Genomic DNA, 22268 nt, shown 5'->3' with positions numbered 1-22268 from the left:
CACCGGGAGGGCTGACCATGGGGCAGGCAGAACGCATTCAGGAACGACCAGACATCGCAGGGCAGGCATCTGCCCGCTATGGCTCGAGGGGCGTTCCCGCGGACTGGTTCCTGGACCCGGCAGATCCCCTGGCAGCAGAGCGTTACCGCGAGGGCAGCCGCTCCGCTCTCGAGGACCAGGCCACGGCCTTCCTCGGCGCACACGAAGCGCTCGTGGGGCTTCCCGACGTCGAAGAGGGGCCGAGCAGCCTTCTGGCACTGCCGACCATGGACCCCGGGTCGTTCACGATCCTGCCCGACGTGCAGGAGGACGCAAGGCCCCGGTCCATGCCGTCGGGACAACCCGTATGGATCGGTCTGCCGATTGCTCCAGGCAATATCGACGACGACGGTGAGCTGTCCTGGCAGGCGGACTCCCTGTGCGCACAGACGGACCCCGAGGCGTTCTTCCCCGAGAAGGGCGGCTCCACACGGGACGCCAAGAAAGTGTGCGGGGCATGCATGGTGAGGTCCGAGTGCCTCGAGTATGCGCTGGAGAATGACGAGCGCTTCGGGATCTGGGGCGGCCTTTCCGAGCGCGAGCGGCGCAGATTGCGGAAGCGAGCGGTCTGATCCAGCACCAACTCCGCGTCACCGCCGTTGTCGTAGCCCACAACGGTGCCGAGTACCTTCCTGAAACCCTGGAATCCCTCGAACGCCAGACGCGCCCGGCCGACTTCTGCGTCGGCGTCGACGCCGGGTCGACCGACACATCGGCCTCCATCCTCCAGCTCCACCTCCCTGTCGGGAGCCCTGTTGTCGGAGCGCCCGCGCGCGCCGGTTTCGGCACTGCCGTACGTACCGGAGTCGGAGAGATCCCCGTCCGTGGGACGGCGGACGGGACAGGCGACGGAGACTGGCTGTGGTTGCTCCACGACGATTCGGCGCCCGAGCCCGGCGCTCTCGCGGAGATGCTCCTCGCCGTCGAGCGCGCACCATCGGTCACGGTGGCAGGCGCGAAACAGGTGGCCTGGAACGATCGCCGCGAACTGATCGATGTAGGCCTCTCCATCAGCAGGTGGGCCGAACGCCTGACACTCATCGACGTGGATGAGCACGACCAGGGGCAGTACGACGCCCGGAGCGATGTCTTTGCAGTCAACTCCGCGGGCATGCTGGTCCGCAGGGACGTGTGGGACGCCCTAGGGGGTTTCGACCCGGCGCTGCACGGAGTCGGCGACGACGTCGACCTGTGCTGGCGCAACCGCCTCGCAGGAAACCGTGTCGTCGTCGTACCGGGCGCCGTTGTGCGCCACGCCGTGTCGAGGGCTCACCCCGTCTCCACTCCGCGAAGCGCGCGTGCCGCCGAGGTGTACCTCAGGCTCAAACATGCGCCGCTGTGGAATGTCCCCTTCCTCGCCGTCGGCGCAGTGCTCGGCGGTATCGGCAGGCTCCTGCTCAGCCTCCTGGCGAAGGACCCCGGACACGGCATGGGCCAGTTCCTCGGGAGCCTCGCCACCGTCGCGCGGCCTTTCCAGCTTCTCCGGTCCAGGCGTTCGGCGGCGCTGACCCGTCAGCGCCCGCGCTCGATCGTCCGGCCGCTCATCACCTCCAGGCGGGAGGTCTGGTCGCATCGGAAATCCGTCGTCGACGCCTTCACCTCCCGCGGGTCCTACAGCGGCCGGCACAGCCCGCAGACGGAGGAGTACATACCCTCCGGTGACAGCACCGACGATTTCGTCGCCCTGACGACGCCGACCCGGCTGTGGGTGGGATCCGGAGCCCTGCTGGCCGTCGCCCTCCTGCTGGCCGCGGCCCTCGTGGGCCTCCACCGTCTCGTCGGCGCGCCCGCGCTGGCGGGTGGTGCCTTGCTGCCCGTCGCAGCGACACCCGGCGCGATCTGGGCTGATGCGACGGCATGGTGGACCTCCCTCGGCCTCGGTTCCGCAGCGCACGGGTCGCCGTTCTCCTACGTCCTATGGCTGCTGTCCCTGCTCGGATTCGGGTCCGGCAACACGGCCGTCGTGGTCACGATCATCTGCGCCCTGCCCCTTGCGGGGCTGGCCGCATGGTTCGCGTCCGGCGCCCTGACGAGGTCCCGGGGGCTCCGGCTGTGGGCTGCTCTCCTGTGGGGTGCCGCACCGGCCCTGCAGGTGGCGCTCGGCACCGGGCGCCTCGGAGCGCTGATCGCGCACATCCTGCTTCCGCTGGCCCTCCTAGGCGCTGTTCGCGCGGTCGGCGGAGCGCTTCCGTCCGCCGCTCTGCCGGACGGGATCACCAAGCCGGGGATCAACGGTTCCCGCAGTTGGACCGCGGGGGCTGCGACGGGCCTGGTCCTCGCTCTGGCGACGGCCTCTGCACCCTCGCTGCTCCCCTTCGTGGTCGGGGGACTGGTCATCATGCTCATCGGAGGGCGCCGACGGGCCAGGACACTCTGGTGGGCGCTGTTGCCCGTCGTCGCGATCCACCTTCCCTATGCGCTCTCGGCCATGGGGAATCCGCGCGGCATCCTCGGGGATCCGGGCATCCCGACGTCCTTCGACCCGGCGGCCCCCTGGCAGCAGCTCCTCGGCTTTCCGGTGTCCTTCGATCCGATGCTTCCTCCAGCTGCCGCAGACCTCCTCGGGCAGGGTCCGTGGTCGTTGGTGGCCGCCGTCGTCATCGGGGCTCCCGTGGTGGTCCTGGCCGCGGTGGCGCTCTTCGTCCGGCGCGTGCGCGGTACTGCTGTCCGGTCCTTCTGGCTCCTCGCCGTGCTGGCCCTCGTGCTGGCCGCTGCTTCTCCCCTCCTGCCGGTGGCGGTCGGGACGACGTCGCTGATCGGCGTGTTCCCCGGTCCGCTGGTCTCCGCCCTGTCCCTGTGCCTGCTGGCCGCGGCCCTCTCGGGACTTCCCGGACGCCGGGACCAGGGTGCCCCTACCCCTGCACCTACCCCCCGACGTCGTCTGCTGACGGTCGCCGGAGGGCTCGCCCTCGCCGTCGGCCCACTCCTGAGTCTCGGTTTGTGGCTGGCGCCCGAAATGGCGTCCCCGCCCGCGGCGGTGGCTGAGCCCGTGGTCATCCCGGGAAGCCCCACGGAGGCCGAGCCGGCGCCCGGATCCGGCACCACCACCTTCGCGACGGGTGTCGACCTGCTGCCTGTGGCTGAGCGGTCCCTGCCCGCCACGGCTGCTGATCGGGGGAACGGGCCCGACCAGACCCGGACCCTGGTGATCACGGTCGATGACGACGACAACGTCGCGGCAGCGCTGATGCGCGGGGCCGGAACCACGCTGGATGCGCTGAACCCGTTGTTCGCCGCCCGCGTGCTGCAGGGCGGCGACCAGGTGACCGTGCAGGCCGACAACGAGTCCACCAGGATCCTCCGCACCAGCGCCGCGGTCATCGTCGGCGCGACCGGCGCCGATCCCCGTGGCGATCTTCGGGACCTCGGCGTCGGATTCGTCGTCCTGCAGCAGTCGGAGACGGCCGGTGACTTCCTCAGCGGGCGCATCGACTCCGTACCGGGCCTCACCGCGGTGGGAGACACGGAGGCCGGGCGCCTCTGGCGCGTTGCCCCGGTCACGCTCGATGACGGTACCGAGGACGCCGGCGGCAGCACAGGCCGTGTGCGGGTGCTCGACGCCGACGGTCGCACCCAGGCCACCGTCCCCTCCGAGCGGATCGATGCCGAGGGCACGATCCCGGCCGGTACCGACGGCCGGACCCTCGTGCTCGCCGAGGAAGCCGACGCGGGCTGGCAGGCGAGCCTCGACGGCCGACGCCTCGAGCCGTCGTCGGACGGGTGGCGGCAGGCGTTCGCCCTGCCGGCCGAGGGTGGAACCGTGAAGCTCACCTTCGTGAGCCCCTACCAGCCGTGGTCCGAGGCCGTGCAGGCCGTCATCATCGCCCTGACCGTTCTCCTGGCGATTCCCATTCCGTCCAAGCCCCAGGTCGTGCGCCCGGGGGGTGGTCGGCGTCCCGGACGGACCGGAGGCCCTCGTCCGTCCGAGCCTGCGCTCCGGGATCCGGCGTCCGACGACGGCGCCGGGTCCTCCGAGGATCGCAAGCAGACCGTAGCCAGTGGAAGAAGTCCGATGTGACGTGGGGACGTAAGAACAACCGGCGGGATCGAAAAGAACAGGACGTCGCCGTTGCTCCGGATGCTCCTGCGCCGGGTGCTCCGGCTCCCGATGTTCAGGATGCTCCTGCGCTGGATTCCCCCGCGGACGCCGCCATCGCAGCCCGCGCGGTCGCCCGTGACAAGGCCGCCGGAACAGGTGCAGGCGCCCGTCCTCGGACGGGACTCGGCGCTGCCGCCGGTGCGGCGACCGGTATCGTCCTCCTCGCCGCCACTGCCGCGATAGCATCCGGCGCCGTCACCGACGCCCTGGCGGGACCGCCTGCCGCAGCCCTCACGGTACCGGCGGCGGCCGTGCCTGCAGGGGACTATTCGGCCGTCTGCCCGTCGACGCCGCGCCTAATCGAGGCCGCTGTCGAGGGTGCAGATCCCCAGTTCAGCCCTGCCTCGTCCACGGCGAGGACCACGGTGTCCAGCGTGGTGCTCAGCGACCTCAGCGCCACGCTGACCGGGAGCGGCCTGCTGCCCGTCGGCGGGGGCGAGCCGCTGTCGGTCACCCAGCCCTTCGCGCCCGAGTCCTCCCTCGCAGCCGACGCCCCGGCAAGCAGCGGGGAGGACGGCCTGACCAACCGGATCGCCGGAGTCTCCCGGGGAGTGCGCGTCGATGCTCCCTCGATGTTCCGTGCGCAGCCCCAGGGCGGAGTTACACCCGTAGCAGCTGCGATGACCACCTACACCGCCACTGACGGCGATCTCCGTGGGCTAGCGGCCACGGGTTGCCAGGTACCGTCGAACGACTTCTGGCTCCTCGGCGCGTCCACCACGGTGGGGCAGTCGTCGATCCTGATCCTGACCAATCCCACCGGGACCCCCGCGACGGTGACCCTCGAGCTGCAGGGACAGGACGGCCCCATCGAGGCAGCCGGGCTGCGCGGCCAGCTGGTCGCTGCCGGAGAGACCCGGCGGATCGTCCTCGCCGGGCTGGCGGGCAACCAGGACCACGTTGCCGTCCGGGTCCGCAGCGACGGAGGCCGGATCACGGGCGTCGTCCAGCAGAGCGTCCTGCGCGGACTGACGCCCGGCGGCGTGGAGCTGCTGTCGCCCAGTGCCCCTGCGGGTGTGACGCAGGTGGTGCCCGGCGTCGTCATCCAGGATCCGGCGACGGCGCGCCGTGTCCGGGAGCAGGAGGGCTACGGCACCGCCGCTCCCGAGCTCCAGGTGCTCGTCCCGGGTTCCAGCGACGCCGTGCTCGATATCAAAGTGTATGGACCGGACGGGGAAGTGGACCTGCCCGACGGGGGAGTCGCAACTGCCCCAGCAGGGTCCGTGACGGCCGTTCCGCTCGCCTTCCTTCCGGAGGGGAACTACACCGTCGCCGTGACCTCGGACGTGTCGGTCGTGGCAGCAGCACGGGTGACCCGGGGCGTCGACGACGGCGAGCCCGTGGATCTCGCAGGCGCCCCCTCGGCCGTGCGGCTGGGTAGCGACCACGCGATGGCCCTGGCGGAGGGTGTCGACTCGGCCCTCGTCCTGGGCGCGCCGACCGGTAGGGGCGAGGTCACGCTTACTCCGGTGGCAGCTGACGGCGTCCTTGGAGAGCCCGTTGTCATCGGCATCGCCGGGGGCACGTCCGTCACGGTGCCGTCGACGTCGCTCGGTCGATCGGCGGCGGCCGTCGTGATCAACGCGACCGGCGACCCGGTCTACGGCGCCCAGACCATGACCCTGCCCGGAGCAGGAGCGGGAATCTCCGTCGCGAGCGTTGCAGCCGGAGCAACAGGTCCGCAGAGCATTCCGGTGGAACTCGGCTACTAGCGCAGCGACACCCCGCCCGGAGCGGAGGATCCCGTACCCGGAGGGGACGATCTCGTGTCCGGCGCGGACAACCCTGTGGCGGACTCGGGGGGGGCCGGCGTCAGGCCTGGGAACGCCCGTAGGCGGGATCGACGGCTTCGGGCGAGAGGCCCATCAGTTCGGCGGTCTGCTCGACGACGACGTCGTGCACCAACTCGTTGACCGGCAGGAGTGCCTTGGCGGCCATCAGGACGGGGTGGCGGTAGATGGTGATGACCGCCGGCCGGCCCGGCGTGGCTGGGGAGCAGGAGCCGAGCAGGTCCTTGAGCTCGTCCGGCGTCATCTCCTCGAGTCCGTCGGGGATCTCCTGCACCACGATCTGCAGGTCCTGGATGCGCTCGCCCCACAGGCGTTCGAGCCGTTGCGCCGATTCCATCACCCAGTCGTCGAACTGCTCCGACCGTGAGCGGGAGCCGGGCAGGTGCGGGGGAAGCAGTTCTCCGCGCATGCCGCGTCCCCGACGGTTGCGTCGGCGTTCGTAGAACGACCTCGCCGGACGTCCCGCAGGGGACGACGGATCGGTCAGGTTGACCGAAAAAGTGGATGCATCCTGCATGTAAAGACTGTAAGCCTTCTATCTCCTGCACGCACTCCCGCCTTGCCCTGCGCGCCATCAGTGCGTGGCTGCCCGCGACCGCGACGAAGTGCGGGATTCTCCGTCCCCGGATTCAGTGGATCCTTGCGGACCCGGAGCGCCGATGGCGGTGATCCGGGCTGATGCCCGGTAGGCTTGCCGATCGTGGGATCACTCCGTCAATGCTCCAGATCTGCCTGCCAACGGCGGGCGATAGCGACACTCACCTTCGTCTATGGAGACTCGACGGCGGTACTCGGGCCCCTCGCGACGTACGCCGAGCCGCACACCTATGATCTCTGCGCCGTGCACGCCGAACGGCTGACCGTTCCGCGTGGGTGGGAGGTGGTTCGCCTCACGCTTCCCGACGCCGTACCCGAGCACAACACGGATGATCTCCTGGCCCTCGCCGATGCCGTCCGTGAGGCTGCAGCCGAACCGGTGACGGAGAACCTACCCCCTGCTCAGCGCGGAAGCAGGGCGCCGATGGAGCCTCCTGCCGGGGTGCCTGGGGCTCGCCGCGGACACCTCAGGATCCTCCGGGAGCCCTGAGGGGCGGGATCGAGCGGTCTGTCGACGAAGGGTTGGTTGGGGCCTCCGGACGCGTTCGCGGTAGAATGGGCAGGAGAATTTTCATCTTCCCGACCGAAAGTTTTCCCATGGCGAATCTCCCAGCACGGCTGCTCGATGTCCTCCGCTGCCCCGTGACCGGAGCCGAGCTCACCCAGGACGGCGCCGTGCTGACGTCGTCGTCGCCCGGGCCCGACGGCGAGACGCTCACCTACGGGCTCAACGAAGGCATCCCCGTGCTCCTCCGTGCCGAACTGCTCGACGGTGCCGCCCGCACCTGACGTCGGCCCCCAGGGCCGGGCAGGACCCCCAGCGCCCGTGCAGCACCGCTCCGCAATCGCCGAACCACAGCTAGGAACAGCAGATCATGACGCTCGACTACAAAGTTGCAGACCTCTCCCTCGCCGAGGCGGGGCGCCACCAGATCCGCCTCGCGGAGCACGAGATGCCGGGGCTGATGGCCCTTCGCCGTGAATACGGGGAGGCGCAGCCGCTCGCGGGCGCGCGGATCGCGGGATCCCTTCACATGACCGTGCAGACGGCCGTCCTGATCGAGACGCTGACCGCTCTCGGCGCCGAGGTCCGCTGGGCCTCCTGCAACATCTTCTCCACGCAGGACGAGGCCGCGGCGGCCGTCGTCGTCGGCAGGGGCACCGTCGAGGAGCCCGCGGGCGTCCCCGTGTTCGCATGGAAGAACGAGACCCTCGAGGACTACTGGTGGACCGCCACGCAGATCCTCACCTGGCCGGGCCAGGCCGAGGGGCTCGGCCCGAATATGATCCTCGATGACGGTGGAGACGCCACGATGCTGGTGCACAAGGGTGCGGAGTTCGAGGCTCTGGGCGCCGTGCCGGCGAACCCGCAGGAGGGCGACGCCGACTACTCCCACGAGTACACGGTCTTCCTCGACACCGTCCGCTCCACGATCGAGACGGAACCGCAGAAGTGGACCGCCATCGCCGCGGGCATCAAGGGTGTCACCGAGGAGACCACCACGGGCGTGCACCGTCTCTACCAGCTCGCAGCGCAGGGCAAGCTCCTGTTTCCCGCGATCAACGTCAATGACTCGGTCACCAAGTCGAAGTTCGACAACAAGTACGGTATCCGCCACTCGCTGCCCGACGGCCTGAACCGGGCCACCGACGTGCTGATCGGCGGCAAGGTGGCGGTCGTGTGCGGCTATGGCGACGTCGGCAAGGGCGCTGCCGAGGCGCTGCGCGGCCAGGGCGCGCGCGTCATCGTCACCGAGATCGATCCGATCTGCGCACTGCAGGCGGCCATGGACGGCTACCAGGTCGCCACGCTGGAGACGGTGCTGGCCCAGGGCGACATTTTCATCACCACCACCGGCAACAAGGACATCATCATGGCGCGCCACATGGCGGGCATGAAGCACCAGGCCATCGTCGGCAACATCGGCCACTTCGACAACGAGATCGACATCGCAGGCCTTGCACGCATCCCGGGCGTCGAGAAGATCGAGATCAAGCCGCAGGTCCACGAATGGGTCATTCCTGCCAACGAGGCGGAGGGTGTCGAACAGCACTCGATCATCATGCTGTCCGAGGGCCGCCTGCTGAACCTCGGCAACGCGACGGGCCATCCCTCGTTCGTGATGAGCAACTCCTTCGCCAACCAGACCATCGCCCAGATCGAGCTGTACACGAAGTTCGAGCAGGACGACGCCGAGGGGAACCGCGAGTACGAGAACGAGGTCTATGTCCTCCCGAAGATCCTCGACGAGAAGGTGGCGCGCCTGCACCTCGACGCGCTCGGCGTCGAGCTCACGGAGCTGACCAAGGGACAGGCCGAGTACCTGGACATCGATGTTGCCGGGCCCTACAAGCCCGAGCACTACCGCTACTAGGCCTCCGCCCGGGCTGCAGCAGGCCCGCGCAATCACTCCCGTCCGGCCGCTGCCGGTGCCCATCGGGTGCCGGCAGCGGCCGAATCGTTGTCGAAACCGCACGCCGCCTCCGCGATGCGGTCCACCCGTTCGCGTAAAATCGCACTGGGCTAGCTACGTCAAGGGGCAAAGGTATGCGCATGAAGCAGGAGTCGAGCAAGGCCGCGGCACACCGGAGGGGCTGGAAGATCGCGGCCATCGGTGCGGCGGCGGTCGTTGTCGTCGGTGGTGGCGTAGGCATTGCCACCGCAGCGCCCTGGAATGACGGCGCGCCCTCGTCGTCCTCAACCCCGCCAGCCGCGGCACCGCAACCGGAAGCCTCGGGGACTGCGACCGAGCCGGCCGGCCCGCTTGACCCCGCTGGGGAATACACGGTGGGCATCACGCCCACCGACGGAGCCTATGCCGTCAATCCAGCCACGGTCGCTACCATCGCGGTCGAAGGCACAAGGCTCGACGCCGTCGAACTGGCGCCGCGCGCGGGCGGCACGCCCGTCGCAGGAAAGATCTCCCCCGACGGCACCACCTGGACATCGACCGGGCGGCTCGCCTTCGACACCGAATACCTGTTCTCCTACACCGTGCTCGACGCGGCCGGAGAGCGGTTGCGCGGAACATCGACGTTCCTGACGGTCGAACCGGCCAACGAGGCCGACGCGGCGATGTTCCCGCTCGACGGCAGTACGGTCGGCACCGGGCAGCCGCTGGAGTTCAGCTTCAGCGAACCGGTCGTCAATCGGACCGAGGTGGAGAAGTCCATCACCGTCACCAGTACCAGCGGCCAGCCGGGCGCCTTCTACTGGCTGTCCGACACGAAGGTGCGGTACCGTCCCGAGACCTTCTGGGCTCCGAACAGCACCATCACCGTGAACGCCGATCTCTTCGGCGTCGACCTCGGCAACGGCATGATCGGCAACGCCGACCGGACCATGACGGTGAAGACGCACAACACGCGCCTCGCCGTCGTCGACAACGCCACCAAGACCATGAAGGTGTACCTCGACGGGAAGCTGGACCGGACCTTCCCCATCACCCTCGGCACCGAGGAATGGCCCTCCACCGAGGGGTACATGGTGGTCATGGAGCACTACGAGTCCACGGAGTTCAAGGCCGAGTCCATCGGGCTCGAGCCCGGCGATACCGCCTACTACCCACCGACGGTCGTGAACCATGCCAGCAGGCTGAGCAACGGTGGAGCATTCGTCCACGAAGCCCTCCCGGCCGCACAGGTGGCGCTTGGTAACTTCAATGTCTCGCACGGCTGTGTCGGGATGTCCCCGGAGGGAGCCGAGTACTTCTACAACACCTTCGGCCCGGGCGACGTGGTGCAGATCCTGAACACGGACTACGGGCCCATGTACGTGTGGGACGGGTTCGGCGACTGGAACGTGCCCTGGAACGAGTGGGTCAACCAGCCCTAGGGCACCTGTCGGGACGGCTGCGAAGGCATTTTCGCATCAGCTGAAAGGCAGCGTGTGGAGCCTCTTCGCTGTCGACTCCGTGCGCTCGCGCTGGCGCATCATCGCGGCGTAGTCGCGGTCCCTGCGCGCCGCGAGAACGGCGTGCACGAATTCCTCCGGGTGGGTACCCGACGGAGGCGCGGGAGACACATGGTGGCTTGCCTCTGCGGCGAGGTCGAGGGCGAGTGTGTGGCGTGCCTGGGGCGTCAGCCGGGGAGCCTGGGAGAGGAACTGGGACATCCGGCGTGCCAGCGGGTCGGGGAGACGCCCGATGTCGGCGGTCGCCGACCAATCCAGCAGCCCGGACGGCATGGCGGCGAGTGCACGCGGCCTCGCGACGACGCGTTCGCGCATCGCGTAGGTGCCGGCGAGGAGGTCGCCCAGCCGCTTCGAGCGTTCATTGAACAGCGACACCAGGAACGCGAGCGACCCACCGAGCATGTAGATCTCGAGGATCGCGAGCATGCCGCGGATGAAGGCGTGGCGGAAGCGGATGGCGCCGCCGTCGTCGCGCACGATCCGCAGTCCCATCACGAGGCGACCGAGCGACTTCCCGCGGGTGAGGGTCTCCACTGTCACCGGTACGACGACCAGGACGAGGACGACGAGGACGAGCAGGAGGGCGTTGGTCAGTGCTTCGTCGAGGACACCGCCGAATACGTTCCCGACCAGCAGCACCAGGAGGATCGCGAGGACGAGCTGGGCGATGATGTCGATGATGATGCTCAGTCCACGCGCCGCGAAACCCGCGGGTTTGAGTTCGAGGACGACTGCCTCGCCGGTGACGACCGAGCTCATGGTTTCCCCCTGATCAGGTGATGCGCGTGCGGCGCTCCCTCAGCCTAGCGCCGTGGGCCGGCACGCCGTCGGGGCCCTGCTCGTGTGCCGAGTGGCCGGCACACTCCTGCCCGCGAGCAGGGCGGCGTCGGTGCAGCTGACTTTGCCGGTGCAGCTGACTATAGGGTTGGCTCATGGACGTCGACGCTTTCATCGCGGTGCACCGCAGCGACTGGCAACGGCTGGATGACCTCGTGCGCCGACGGAGACTCGACGGAGCGGAGTCCGATGAACTGCTGGTGCTCTACCAGCGCGTGTCGACGCACCTTTCCATCATCCGATCGGTCGATCCCGAGAGCGCCCTCTCGGGTGCCTTGTCCACCCGTCTGTCCCGTGCCCGGACGCGTTTCACCGGTGCGCGGTCGAACGTCGCGGAGGATGTGGCCCAGTTCTTCGTCCTGTCCCTGCCGGCGGCCTTCTACCGCATCCGTCGGCTCACCGCGGTGGTCGGGGTGCTGTTCATCGCCGTGACGTGGCTCTACGCCGCCTGGGTGGTCGACACCCCGGGCGTCATCCCGGCACTCGGAACCGACGAGCAACTCCGACGCTTCGTGGACGAGGACTTCGTCAACTACTACTCGGAGAATCCCGCTGCATCGTTCGCCGGGCTGGTGTGGACCAACAACGCGTGGATCGCGCTGCAGGCGGTCGCCTTCGGCGTCACAGGCATCTGGCCAGCGTTCATCCTCTACCAGAATGCGCAGGGTATCGGGATGGCCGCGGGCATGATGGCGTCCTACGACCGGCTCGACGTCTTCTTCGTCTACATCCTGCCGCACGGCTTCATGGAACTGACCGCGATCTTCATCGCCACTGCCGCAGGTCTCCGCATCTTCTGGGCGTGGGTGGCGCCCGGACGCAGGCCCCGCTCCGTGGCGCTCGCCGAGGAAGGGCGCGCACTGATCACGGTGGCACTGGGGCTGGTGCTCGTCCTGCTCGTCTCGGGACTCGTGGAGGGTTTCGTGACGCCGAGTGGCCTTCCAGCGTGGCTCCGGCTGGCGATCGGCTTCCTGGTCTTCGCGGCGTACTGGGCGTACACGCTGATCCTCGGACGGCGTGCAGCCGAAGCCGGGCACCGGGGGGACCTGGGCGTCGTTGACCGGGGGGACGCCATCATCACCGCCTGATCCTGCCGGCGCAGGGCTGCGGGGAGTCTTCCGGCCGGGTGCGGGCGAGGCCGGTATGGTCGAAAGACGCCGGACCGAGCGCCGGCGGGCACCGAACGAGGAGACAGCGCAGTGGCAGAGATCGACAGCACCCGTCCAACGGATTCCGGCGGACCGCGCCTGGCCGACGACGCGCGTCAGGGCCACGAGCCCGACGCCTCGGCGGACAGGAGCGACGCACCTCTCCCGGAGCACTCTGGCGCCGCCGTCGACGAGCCCGACGCACCTCTCCAGGAGCACTCTGCTGCCGACAAACCCCACGCACCATTCCAGGAGCCCGACGCCGTCGGCGACGAGCCCGACGCTCTCCCTGCCCCTTCCCGTGGAGCAGTGCAGCGGGCCGGCTCATCGTCGGGCATCGCGCAGCGCCACAACCTTCCCAGGCGGAAGGCCTCGACCCTGCCCGACGTCTCCCGCGTGGACGACGACGAGTCCGAAGACCGTGCCGACGATGGCGACGTCCCTGCCGTGGCGGGCGGACGAGCGGCGGATGCAGCCCCCTCGACCCAGGCGCTGCCCAGGACCCCTGCAGCCGACGACGGCGGAACCTCGCCGGAACGGGCCGACGACGACTCCAGGGCCGGCGGGGGAGCGCATCCTGCTTCCGCTGACACTTATGACGAGCCGACCACCGACACCGGAGCACTCTCGGTGCGTCCGCCCGACAAGGACGTGGCTCGCCGGGCCGCGGTCCGCGACCAGGCCGTGTCGGCGAAGCCCGCCCTTGCACGCTTCCTGCAGGTGGTCGTCGCCCTGTTCTTCCCCGTCATCGTCGTTGCGGCCGCAGTCCGTGCCGTGGCGACGTCGTCGTTCCTGTGGCTCGAGTACAACCGGCCGGGCTTCCCGGCGGACCAGTACGGTTTCTCGTTGGACGACCGCATGACCTATGGGTCCTACGCCCTGGACTACGTGCTGAACTTCGCCCCGCCCCGGTACCTCGGCGGGTTGGTGACGCCGGAGGGCGCGCCGCTGTTCCTCGAGTCGGAGGTCGGGCACATGGCGGACGTGAAAAGCGTCCTCGGGCTGTCCTTCTTCATCGCCCTCGTTATGTTCGTGCTGGCCGTGATCGCGTGTGCCTACCTCGCGAGGCGCTACAAGGGCGGCATCAGGCGTGCGCTGTTCTCGGGAGCAGTCCTGACGCTGGTCGGTATCGTGGTGCTGACGGTGCTCGCCGTCATCGGGTGGGAGACGTTCTTCACGCAGGTACACGCACTGTTCTTCGCGGACGGCACGTGGACCTTCCGGGTCGACGACACACTCATCCGGCTGTTCCCCGAGCAGTTCTGGACCGATTCGGCCGTGATCATCGCGCTGCTGGTCCTCGGGGCGACCATCGTCACGATCCTCGCCACGTGGCCCACCAGGGCGCGTCGGGAACGCTCGATGCTGGCGCAGGACGCTGCGCAGGCCCGGTACCGCGAGGCACTCGAAGCCTCGTAGGGCACTCAGTCGGTCCTCAGCCCTCCGCCGGCCCTAGACCCAGCTCGGCAGCCACATGCGCATGCGCCACTGCCCGTAGGTGATGATCTCGGCTGTCCAGATGGGCATGAAGAACGCCGACAGTGCCACGGCGGCGGCCAGGAAGACTCCCACCAGCACGAGGCCCCGCCGGCGCCGGGCCCTGTCGGCGCCCGGTCCGCCCAGGACGAGGCCCAGGCAATAGACCAGCGACAGCACGAGGAAGGGCTCGAAGGCCACGGCGTAGAAGTAGAAGGTGGTGCGCTCCGGGTACAGGAACCATGGCAGGTACCCCGCGGCGACACCGGTCAGGATGGCCGCGGCACGCCAGTCCCGGCGACCCAGCCAGAGGAACAGCAGCACGACGAGGGACAGCGACGCGCTCCACCAGATGAGCGGATTCCCGAGCACCGTGACCGCCTGGGAGCAGGCGTCGGTGCCACAACCGGCCGGCGTCTCGTAGAAGAACGACGTCGGACGTCCCACCACGAGCCAGGACCAGGCGCTCGCCTCGTAGGGGTGGTCCGAGCCGAGGCCCTGGTGGAAGGTGTAGGCGCTGCGGTGGTACTCCGCCAGGGACCGTAGCCCTGCCGGCACCCAGCCCCACTGGTCCGAGGGGTTCCTCGCCGCCCAGGTGCGATCATAAGCATCCGTCGAGCGGAACCAGCCGGTCCAGGTTGCGAGGTAGGTCAGGAGCGCCAGGGGGACGAGGGAGACGAAGGCGAGCAGGCCGTCCTTGACGGCGCCGGCTAGGAACCAGTGATGGACGCCTGCGATCCGCCGGGCGCTCATGTCCCACGCGACCGTCAGGAGACCGAAGGCGGCGATGAACGGGATGGCGGACCACTTGGTGCCGAGGGCGAGCCCCAGGCAGACTCCGGCGGCCAGACGCCAGGGCCGGAGGCCGAGGAACGGTCCGTACGCCAGCTGGGCGCGGGAGGGTACGCTCCCACCGTCCCGTCCTGCCGGCGCGGAGAGGCGCCGGCCGAGCCGCCGTCGGCCGTCGTCGCGATCCAGCAGCAGTGCCGAGAAAGCGGCGAGGAGCCAGAAGCTGAGGAAGATGTCCAGCAGCGAGGTGCGCGACTCGACGATGTGGTGGCCGTCGACGGCGAGGAGGAGCCCCGCTGCGGCGCCCAGAAGTGCCGAGCCGAACATCCGCTGTGCGACGAACGCGAGCAGGAGGACCGAGACGGTTCCGATGAGGGCCGCGGAGAAGCGCCAGCCGAAGGCGTTGTCCGAGCCGAACAGCAGCATCCCGAAGGCGATCATCCACTTGCCGACGGGAGGGTGCACCACGTAGTTGGGGGAGTCGAGCAGTACGTCGGGGTCACCGGCATTGAAGGAATCGTTCGCGTTCTCCGGCCACGCGCGCTCGTACCCGGACTGCAGCATCGAGTAGGCGTCCTTGACGTAGTACGTCTCGTCGAACACCAGCGATCCGGGCTCGTCCAGGCGTACGAAGCGCAGGATGCCGCCGAGCAACGCCATGGCGAGGGGGAGGAACCAGCGGAGTGCACCGCCTGGAGCTGCAGGGCCGAGGAGGCGAAGGGCCAGGGCGTCACGCGTGTAGGCGAGTGCCGGAGGGATGATCCATGCTGCGCCCTGACGCGGAGATTCCCCTCGGGGTCGGACGGCGGTATGGCTCACCCCGTCATGCTACCGGCGGTGCCCGTGCAGCCCCGGCAGGCGGGTTGGGGCGGCTAGGCTGGTGCGGTGAATCAGCCATATGACGATGCTTCCCCCGACCAGCCCGGCGAAGGCCCCTCCGAGGATCCGCAGTCCCCGGAGCAGGAGGAGACCCGTGCGCCCATCACCGCCTACCGCGGCACCGCCGGCGATGGCAGTGGCCGGGGTCGCATCGTGCTCGCCGCGACGCCGATCGGCAACATGGGCGACGCCACCGAGCGGCTGGTCGGCCTGCTGCAGACCGCCGACGTCGTCGCTGCCGAGGACACCCGCCGTCTCCACCGGCTGGTGCAGTCGCTCGGGGTGACCGTGACGGGCAGGGTCATCAGCTACCACGAGCACAACGAGGGCGAGCGCACGGCGGAACTGCTCGACCTCGTCCGCGACGGCGCCACCCTCCTGATGGTGACCGACGCCGGCATGCCCTCCGTCTCCGATCCCGGCTACCGCCTGGTCGAGGCGGCCGTGGCCGAGGGCCTGGACCTCACGGCCGTACCCGGGGCGTCGGCAGTGCTCGCCGCCCTCGCCCTCTCCGGACTTCCCACGGACAGGTTCTGCTTCGAGGGCTTCCTGCCGCGCAAGCCCGGCGTGCGGGCAGGCCGGCTGGCCGACCTCGCCGCCGAGCGCCGCACGATGATCTTCTTCGAGGCACCCCATCGCCTCGAGCCGATGCTGCGATCGCTGCAGCAGGCCTTCGGATCGGATCGTCAGGCCGCCGTCGCCCGTGAGCTGACCAAGGTGCACGAGCAGGTGGTCCGGGGCTCGCTCCTGGAACTGCTGCAGTGGGCCCAGGCCGGCGAGGTACGGGGGGAGATCGCCGTCGTCGTCGCCGGTGCACCCGAGGCGCCGCCCTCCCGGCCCGAGGACCATGTCGCCGACGTCAATGCCCTGATCTCCGGCGGGATGAGGCTCAAGGACGCCGTGGCCGCCGTGGCCTCGGACAGCCGGGTGAGCAAGCGGGAGCTGTATGCAGCGGTGATCGCTGCGCGCTGACCTTCCTGTGCAGTCGCCCAAAGGAAGTGGTGCAACCCCGTGCAGGGTTCACTGGACACTCCTTCGCCGCCGGGCTTAGCGTGAGCGGGAATGCCCTTCGGGGCGCGCCCCAGAATTCTCGCGAAGGAGCTCAGCATGGCCGTCACCGCCGACCAGGAAAAGGCAGTACTCGACAAGGTGCCCACGGGGCTCCTGATCGGCGGGGAGTGGCGAGCTTCCTCCTCCGGGGCCACCTTCGACGTCGAGGACCCGGCCACCGGCCGCACCCTGCTGACCCTCGCGGACGGCTCGCCCGAGGACGGCATGGCCGCACTCGATGCCGCGGTTGCCGCACAGGCAAGCTGGGCTCGCACAGCTCCCCGTGAGCGCGGGGAGATCCTGCGCCGGGCCTTCGATCTGGTAACCGCCCGGGCTGACGAGTTCGCCCTCCTGATGACGCTCGAGATGGGCAAGCCGCTGGCCGAGGCGCGGGGCGAGGTCACCTACGGTGCCGAGTTCCTCCGCTGGTTCTCGGAGGAGGCCGTCCGCGCGACGGGCCGCTACTCGATGGCGCCGGATGGCAAGTCACGGCTGCTCGTGAGCAAGAAGCCGGTTGGACCGTGCCTGCTCATCACGCCCTGGAACTTCCCCCTGGCAATGGCCACCCGGAAGGTGGCCCCGGCCATCGCCGCCGGCTGCACCATGGTGCTCAAGCCCGCCAACCTCACACCGCTCACGTCCTCCCTGTTCGCGACCGTGCTGCAGGAAGCGGGGCTGCCTGCAGGGGTGCTGAACATCGTCAACACGACCACCGCAGGCGACGTCACCGGCCCCCTCATCGACGATCCCCGGCTGCGCAAGCTCTCCTTCACGGGCTCGACCCCTGTCGGTCGCACCCTTCTTGCGGCTGCCTCGAAGAACGTGCTGCGGACGTCCATGGAGCTCGGCGGGAACGCGCCGTTCCTCGTCTTCGAGGACGCGGACCTCGACGCCGCGGTGCAGGGCGCCATGCTGGCGAAGCTCCGCAACATGGGCGAGGCCTGCACCGCAGCCAACCGCTTCATCGTGCACGAGTCCGTGGCGGACCGCTTCGCGTCGGCGCTCGCCGAGCGGATGCAGGGCATGACCACGGCCCGTGGCACGGAGGACGAGTCCAAGCTCGGCCCGCTCATCGACCGGAAGAGCCGCGACAAGGTGCACGAGCTCGTCACCGCAGCCGTGGGCGATGGTGCGACGACCGTCACCGGCGGCGCCCCCGTCACCGGTGACGGCTACTTCTACGAGGCCACGGTGCTGACGAACGTCCCGCGGTCAGCGCGGATCATGCAGGAGGAGATCTTCGGCCCGGTGGCGCCCATCATCACCTTCAGCACGGAGGACGAGGCGGTGGAACTGGCCAACGACACCGAATACGGTCTTGTCGCCTACGTCTTCACGCGGGACCTCAACCGCGGTCTCCGCCTCGGCGAGCGGCTCGACACCGGCATGATGGGCCTCAATGCCGGAGTCGTGTCGAACGCCGCCGCTCCCTTCGGCGGGGTGAAGCAGTCAGGCCTGGGCCGTGAGGGCGGCGCCGAGGGCATCGAGGAATACCTGTACACGCAGTACGTGGGTATCGCGGACCCCTACGCGTCCTAGCGGGCTCCGTCCGCGCGAGGGTCCGCCCGCGCGAGGGTCCGCCCGCACGAGGGTCCGCCCGCGCGAGGCGCCGTCCCTACGAGGCGCCGTCCCTACGAGGGTCAGTCGCGCGGGTCGCTCCTGAAACGGTTGAGGAGCGACTGCGGGAACAGGCGGGCCCTGATCCTCGTGGACCAGGAGCTGCCGCGTCGCAGCGCGCGCGTGACGGTGTCGACGTCGTCCCACCGCGGCGGGGAGACGGCCCGTGCCAGGGTCCCGACAGCGGGGGTCCCGACAGCGGGGGTGCCCGATGGGCCCGGACGGCCGGACCCGTGGAACGGAACCGGGGGAGTCACCGCTCCTGGGGATCCGATCGCCGCTCCACGCTCGGCGTATTCTTCGCGCTCGTAGGCGTTCCTGAGCCTCGCCAGCGACGAGGCGGGTTCGCCCGCCAGATCGGCCTCGTGGGCGAGCCGGCCGGCGAAGGTGCGGGGAGTGTCGGTCGGCTCGAGGGGGTAGCCGTAATCTCCGGCGATCTCCGTCGTCTCCGCCCAGGCGGCGGTCGCCGCTCCGGCGGAACCCGCCGAGACATCCGTGATGGCCACCGACTTGCGGCGGGACCGCGTCCGCACCGTCCGCAGCAGGAGCGGCAGGAGGGCCAGGAGTGCAACGCCCCCGATGGCGAGCAGACCCGTTGCGGGGGTCGCCTCGCCCTCGGAGCCGGCGCCCTGGGACCCGGTGGCGGCGTTCGTCGGGTCCGTCGCGGGATCCGTTCGACCCGTTGCGCCGGGGAGTCCGCTGGGGTTCAGCGCGTTGCCGTCGTCCGCTCGGGGACCCACCGGCGAGAAGGCCTGCTGGGCGTACGTGGGAACGACGCCACGTGACGGAGTCGGTTCGAACTGGACCCAGCCGACGCCCTCGAAATAGAGCTCGGGCCAGGCGTGCGCGTTGCGGGAGTCGACGACGAATTCGCTCAGCTCGACCCCGTCCGGACCCTCCTCGGTGTCCCCCGTGGGACTGCCGGGTGTGTAGCCGATGGCCACCCTGCTGGGGATGCCGGCGGCACGGGCCATGACGGCCATGGTGCCGGCGTAGTGGACGCAGTAGCCGGACTTCGACTCGAGGAAACGTGCCATGACGTCCATCCCGCTGCCGTCGTAGCCACCTTCCACCGGGGCTTCCACCGAGTACTCGAACTCGGGCCCGCGAAGGTAGCTCTGGATCGCCATGGCCTTGTCATAGGGGTTCACGAACTCGCCGGTGATCTCCTCGGTCCGGGTGCGCACGATCTCCGGGGTGTCATCCGGCAGCGCGGCGAAGACGTCCGGGACGGCTTCGGTGTCGGATGGCCCGATGTTGCCGAGCCCCTCCCTGGTGAGTGCTGACGAACGGCTCTGCACGAGGTACTGCTGCCTCGCCGTCGACCCTCCGTCGGTGGCGAGGATGGACAGGTTCGCCGGATCCCAGGCCCAGTTGCCGGTCAGGTTGCTGATGCCCACGGGCGCGTAGGGGGTGAGGAGCCAGGGGCTCGCGTAGCTCTGCGTGGAGACGCGCGTGAAGACGGGGCTGCTGTCGGCGGGGGCGCCCGGCACGCCGTCCTCCGCGCCGATCTCGGCGACGTCGGACTCGCGGTCGCCGTTCCTCTCATCCGGCTCCCAGCGCCGGCCGCTGAAGTCCTCGAGGGTGACGGCGCGAAGGTACACCGGGTTGTCCGAGTTGGTGGAGTAGAGGATGCGCCCGAAGCCGGTCGGGTTCCGGAGGTCGTTCCCGAGCGTCACGGCCGGGTTCAGTCCGGTGGCGTTGCCCCACACGTTGAGCCGGGCGCCCTGCGGGAAGGCCCCCGAATTGAAGCCGGGGACGAACATCGGCAGGATCACGGTCACGGCGAGTGCCGCCGCGCCGATGATCGCGCTGCGGCCCGCGAAGCCCGACGACGCACGCGCGCCTCCCGAAGCGAGCCGGTTCTCACGCCACTGGGCGGTGGCGAGGAGGAACAGGAATGCCAGGACCGTGACGATGAAGGCGAACATGCCGACACCGGTGGGCTTGACGATGGCGGGGGAGACCATCACCAGGATGAGCGCCAGTCCGCAGGGCGCGGGCATGCGCATGGTCGTGGCGAGGAGGTCGACGACGATCGCGATGAGTCCCAGCGCGGCGCAGACGAGTAGGAAGATTCCGGCGCCCGGCAGGACAGGTGCCACCTGCGAGACGACGGTCTCCTCGGCCTGTGCCAGGAGGCGCTGGAGTTCGAGGGAGGTCCCCGGCCCCGGGATGACGCCGATGAGGGCCTGCCGCGGGAAGAACTGCGCCGTCAGCGCCCCGACGAGGGCCAGGACGCCGGCCAGTGCCGTGATCATGCTGCCCAGGCCGAGGGCCCGCGTGAGCGCCGCCGCCAGGAGGACGGGAACGAGGGTGCGGAGGACCGGCATCAGCCACGTCCAGGGTTCCACGACCCCGTTCAGGCTCGAGGCAGCAGCGAGGACCGCGAGGAGGGACGCGCCCGTGACGGCCCAGTGCCAGGGATCGGCGGAGGGCGCTCGCCGTGGGGCCTGGGGGGCGGACGCGGGGGCCGGCGCCGGTCGGGAGAGAGTCGAGGTCATGCTGGTCCCCTGTAGGTGGTGGCGCGGGATGCTCGGTTCTGGTCCGACGGGCGGACGGCCGCTGCGGGGGCGGCGTTCGGGGCGGAAGCCCGGCCGACCGCGTGTTCGAGTCCTGCCCAGACGATGGGCAAGGAGGCCGAGGGTGAGGCAGCCGTGGCGTGCCAGCCGGCATCACGGAGGATATCGAGCTGTCGCTGGGAGTCGGCGGGCCGTTCGGACGTGAGGATGGCGTAGGACGCCGAGCCGTAGTCCGAGGCCGAGGCGAGGGCCCTGGCCTCCTCGATGGTGATCACGCCGAGTACGGCGATGAGCGAACCCCTGTGCCGTGTCGCGGCAAGCTTGTCCAGCAGGTCGTCACCGAAGGCGGCGTGCGGTGCGTGCAGGGCCGCGTCCGCCGTCGAGCGTCGGATGCGCCGGGCCGCGGTGCGCGCGGCCTCTCCCGCCCGCACCACCGTGCTGCCCGCGTGGTCCTCCCCCTGGGTGCGCCTCCCGGTCTCGGGTGCGAGCTCGAGGGCCGCGAGCCCCTCCGCGATACCTGCGACCGCCCCCGAGCCCTGGTGCTCCTCGTCCTCGGGGAAGGGGGCTGAGGGGGAGCGCAGCAGCGCCGGCGCGCCCACGTGGTCGAGCAACCGCAGGGCGTAGTTGCGCTCGAGGAGGTGCGCGCTGATCGACATCACGGCGGTGACCGCCCATTCGAAGGTCGGCGACGTGGACAGGCCATTCCCTCCCGTGCCGTCGACGCCGAAGGCCGCGCTGAAACCCGTGCTGAAACTGTGGTGCCGCTGGTCCATGAGCAGCGTCGCCTGGGGTGTCGTCACCGACTCCTCCTGCCGCACCATCAGTTCGCTGTGACGGGCAGTCGCGGCCCAGTGGACCCGCCGCATCGAGTCGCCGTGCCGGTACTCGCGCGTCATGACGTCGTCGTCGCTGGGGTTGGCCTGGCGACGTGTGGCCGCGAGACCGTCATTACCGCGCGAGCCGGACAAACCCGACGCCAGCAGCTCGACGGGAGCGGGCGTGACGACGAGGGCGTCGGTCGCGCCGAGGACGTGCCGCGACTTCCCCAGGCCGAAGGGGTCGGTGAACTCGGCCGTCACGGGACCGATGTCGTAGACCCCCCGCGAGACCGAGCGGAGCCGGTACTCATAGACGGAGACGCCTTCGCGGGTCGGGTTGCGTGACGGGTAGGTGAACTGCGGTGCCTGGCCGAATCGGGCGGGGAGCTGCTCCTCCATGGAGATGGTCGCCCCTCCCGCCACGGCGGCCGTGAGCGAGAGGGTGACCGTCGTCGTAGAGCCGATCTCCATGGACTGCGGCTGGAAGCGGCGGCTCACCGTGAAGCGGGGCTTGACGATCCGAAGGACGATGATCGAGGCCAACGGCAGGGCGAGCAGCAGCACGCCCACGTAGAGGAGGTCGCGCCGCCCGAGGACCTGGGCAGCCAGCAGGGCGACGACGGCGGTGAGGACGAACGCCCAGCCGCGCACGGTCAGGATCCGCGAGGGGAGTTTGTCGAGAAGGGCCATCAGG

General features: G+C 69.8%; 16 protein-coding genes. 11 read left to right on the top strand and 5 right to left on the bottom strand.

Annotated elements, in window-relative coordinates:
- The first annotated feature begins 17 nt into the window (after positions 1 to 17).
- Genes D6T63_RS07055 through D6T63_RS07045 form a run of 3 tightly spaced genes read left to right on the top strand, consistent with a single transcriptional unit; the run spans position 18 to position 5850 of the window.
- Complete coding sequence (locus D6T63_RS07055) at positions 18 to 611, top strand: WhiB family transcriptional regulator (RefSeq protein ID WP_120148295.1); 594 nt, start codon at positions 18 to 20, stop codon at positions 609 to 611.
- The gene (locus tag D6T63_RS07050) at positions 557 to 4057 is read left to right on the top strand and encodes a glycosyltransferase (protein WP_328588663.1); all 3501 of its coding nucleotides are present in this window, start codon (positions 557 to 559) and stop codon (positions 4055 to 4057) included. Before D6T63_RS07055 ends, D6T63_RS07050 begins: the two co-directional genes overlap by 55 nt.
- Positions 4054 to 5850, top strand: a complete 1797-nt coding sequence (locus D6T63_RS07045; RefSeq protein WP_120148293.1) for a DUF5719 family protein — start codon at positions 4054 to 4056, stop codon at positions 5848 to 5850. Before D6T63_RS07050 ends, D6T63_RS07045 begins: the two co-directional genes overlap by 4 nt.
- Before the next feature lie 100 nt (positions 5851 to 5950).
- Here D6T63_RS07045 and D6T63_RS07040 read toward each other — a convergent pair whose 3' ends face one another.
- The gene (locus tag D6T63_RS07040) at positions 5951 to 6445 is read right to left on the bottom strand and encodes a metallopeptidase family protein (protein WP_120148292.1); all 495 of its coding nucleotides are present in this window, start codon (positions 6443 to 6445) and stop codon (positions 5951 to 5953) included.
- Positions 6446 to 6628: 183 nt separating this feature from the next.
- Here D6T63_RS07040 and D6T63_RS07035 point away from each other — a divergent pair, with 183 nt between their 5' ends.
- The 4 genes from D6T63_RS07035 (at position 6629) to D6T63_RS07020 (ending at position 10360) form a co-directional block, all read left to right on the top strand.
- Positions 6629 to 7015 carry a DUF3499 domain-containing protein gene (locus D6T63_RS07035; protein ID WP_120148468.1) on the top strand — a complete coding sequence of 129 codons (387 nt, stop codon included), beginning with the start codon at positions 6629 to 6631 and terminating at the stop codon, positions 7013 to 7015.
- Between the two features lie 107 nt (positions 7016 to 7122).
- Positions 7123 to 7314 (top strand): hypothetical protein, encoded by a 192-nt coding sequence (locus D6T63_RS07030; RefSeq protein ID WP_120148291.1) that lies wholly within the window; start codon positions 7123 to 7125, stop codon positions 7312 to 7314.
- Between the two features lie 86 nt (positions 7315 to 7400).
- Positions 7401 to 8900, top strand: a complete 1500-nt coding sequence (gene ahcY, locus D6T63_RS07025) for an adenosylhomocysteinase (protein ID WP_120148290.1) — start codon at positions 7401 to 7403, stop codon at positions 8898 to 8900.
- A gap of 179 nt (positions 8901 to 9079) precedes the next feature.
- Positions 9080 to 10360 (top strand): L,D-transpeptidase, encoded by a 1281-nt coding sequence (locus D6T63_RS07020; RefSeq protein ID WP_120148289.1) that lies wholly within the window; start codon positions 9080 to 9082, stop codon positions 10358 to 10360.
- Between the two features lie 36 nt (positions 10361 to 10396).
- Here D6T63_RS07020 and D6T63_RS07015 read toward each other — a convergent pair whose 3' ends face one another.
- Positions 10397 to 11197, bottom strand: a complete 801-nt coding sequence (locus tag D6T63_RS07015; RefSeq protein WP_120148288.1) for an RDD family protein — start codon at positions 11195 to 11197, stop codon at positions 10397 to 10399.
- A gap of 173 nt (positions 11198 to 11370) precedes the next feature.
- Between D6T63_RS07015 and D6T63_RS07010 the strand changes: the two genes are divergently transcribed.
- Entirely contained in the window at positions 11371 to 12363 is a 993-nt protein-coding gene (locus D6T63_RS07010; protein WP_120148287.1) for a stage II sporulation protein M, read from the top strand.
- Positions 12364 to 12474: 111 nt separating this feature from the next.
- On the top strand, positions 12475 to 13842 hold the full coding sequence (locus D6T63_RS07005) for a TIGR01906 family membrane protein (protein WP_235830595.1): 1368 nt from the start codon (positions 12475 to 12477) through the stop codon (positions 13840 to 13842).
- A 33-nt stretch (positions 13843 to 13875) separates the two neighbouring features.
- Here the strand turns inward: D6T63_RS07005 and D6T63_RS07000 are convergent, their stop codons facing one another.
- Positions 13876 to 15507: a dolichyl-phosphate-mannose--protein mannosyltransferase gene (locus D6T63_RS07000; RefSeq protein ID WP_120148286.1), complete on the bottom strand. Its 1632-nt coding sequence runs from the start codon at positions 15505 to 15507 to the stop codon at positions 13876 to 13878.
- Positions 15508 to 15669: 162 nt separating this feature from the next.
- Here D6T63_RS07000 and rsmI point away from each other — a divergent pair, with 162 nt between their 5' ends.
- Positions 15670 to 16539 (top strand): 16S rRNA (cytidine(1402)-2'-O)-methyltransferase, encoded by an 870-nt coding sequence (gene rsmI / locus D6T63_RS06995; RefSeq protein WP_268878014.1) that lies wholly within the window; start codon positions 15670 to 15672, stop codon positions 16537 to 16539.
- A gap of 135 nt (positions 16540 to 16674) precedes the next feature.
- Positions 16675 to 18156 carry an NAD-dependent succinate-semialdehyde dehydrogenase gene (locus tag D6T63_RS06990; RefSeq protein ID WP_120148284.1) on the top strand — a complete coding sequence of 494 codons (1482 nt, stop codon included), beginning with the start codon at positions 16675 to 16677 and terminating at the stop codon, positions 18154 to 18156.
- A 101-nt stretch (positions 18157 to 18257) separates the two neighbouring features.
- Here the strand turns inward: D6T63_RS06990 and D6T63_RS06985 are convergent, their stop codons facing one another.
- Both D6T63_RS06985 and D6T63_RS06980 read right to left on the bottom strand, forming a co-directional pair.
- Positions 18258 to 20738, bottom strand: a complete 2481-nt coding sequence (locus tag D6T63_RS06985) for a transglutaminase TgpA family protein (RefSeq protein WP_120148283.1) — start codon at positions 20736 to 20738, stop codon at positions 18258 to 18260.
- Positions 20735 to 22264 (bottom strand): DUF58 domain-containing protein, encoded by a 1530-nt coding sequence (locus D6T63_RS06980; protein ID WP_120148282.1) that lies wholly within the window; start codon positions 22262 to 22264, stop codon positions 20735 to 20737. The genes D6T63_RS06985 and D6T63_RS06980 overlap by 4 nt, the downstream gene beginning before the upstream one ends.
- Positions 22265 to 22268 lie beyond the last annotated feature (4 nt).

The sequence above is a fragment of the Arthrobacter cheniae genome (genome assembly GCF_003602275.1).
Taxonomy (GTDB): Bacteria; Actinomycetota; Actinomycetes; order Actinomycetales; family Micrococcaceae; genus Arthrobacter_D; species Arthrobacter_D cheniae.
This window is presented reverse-complemented; position numbering and strand designations above follow the sequence as displayed.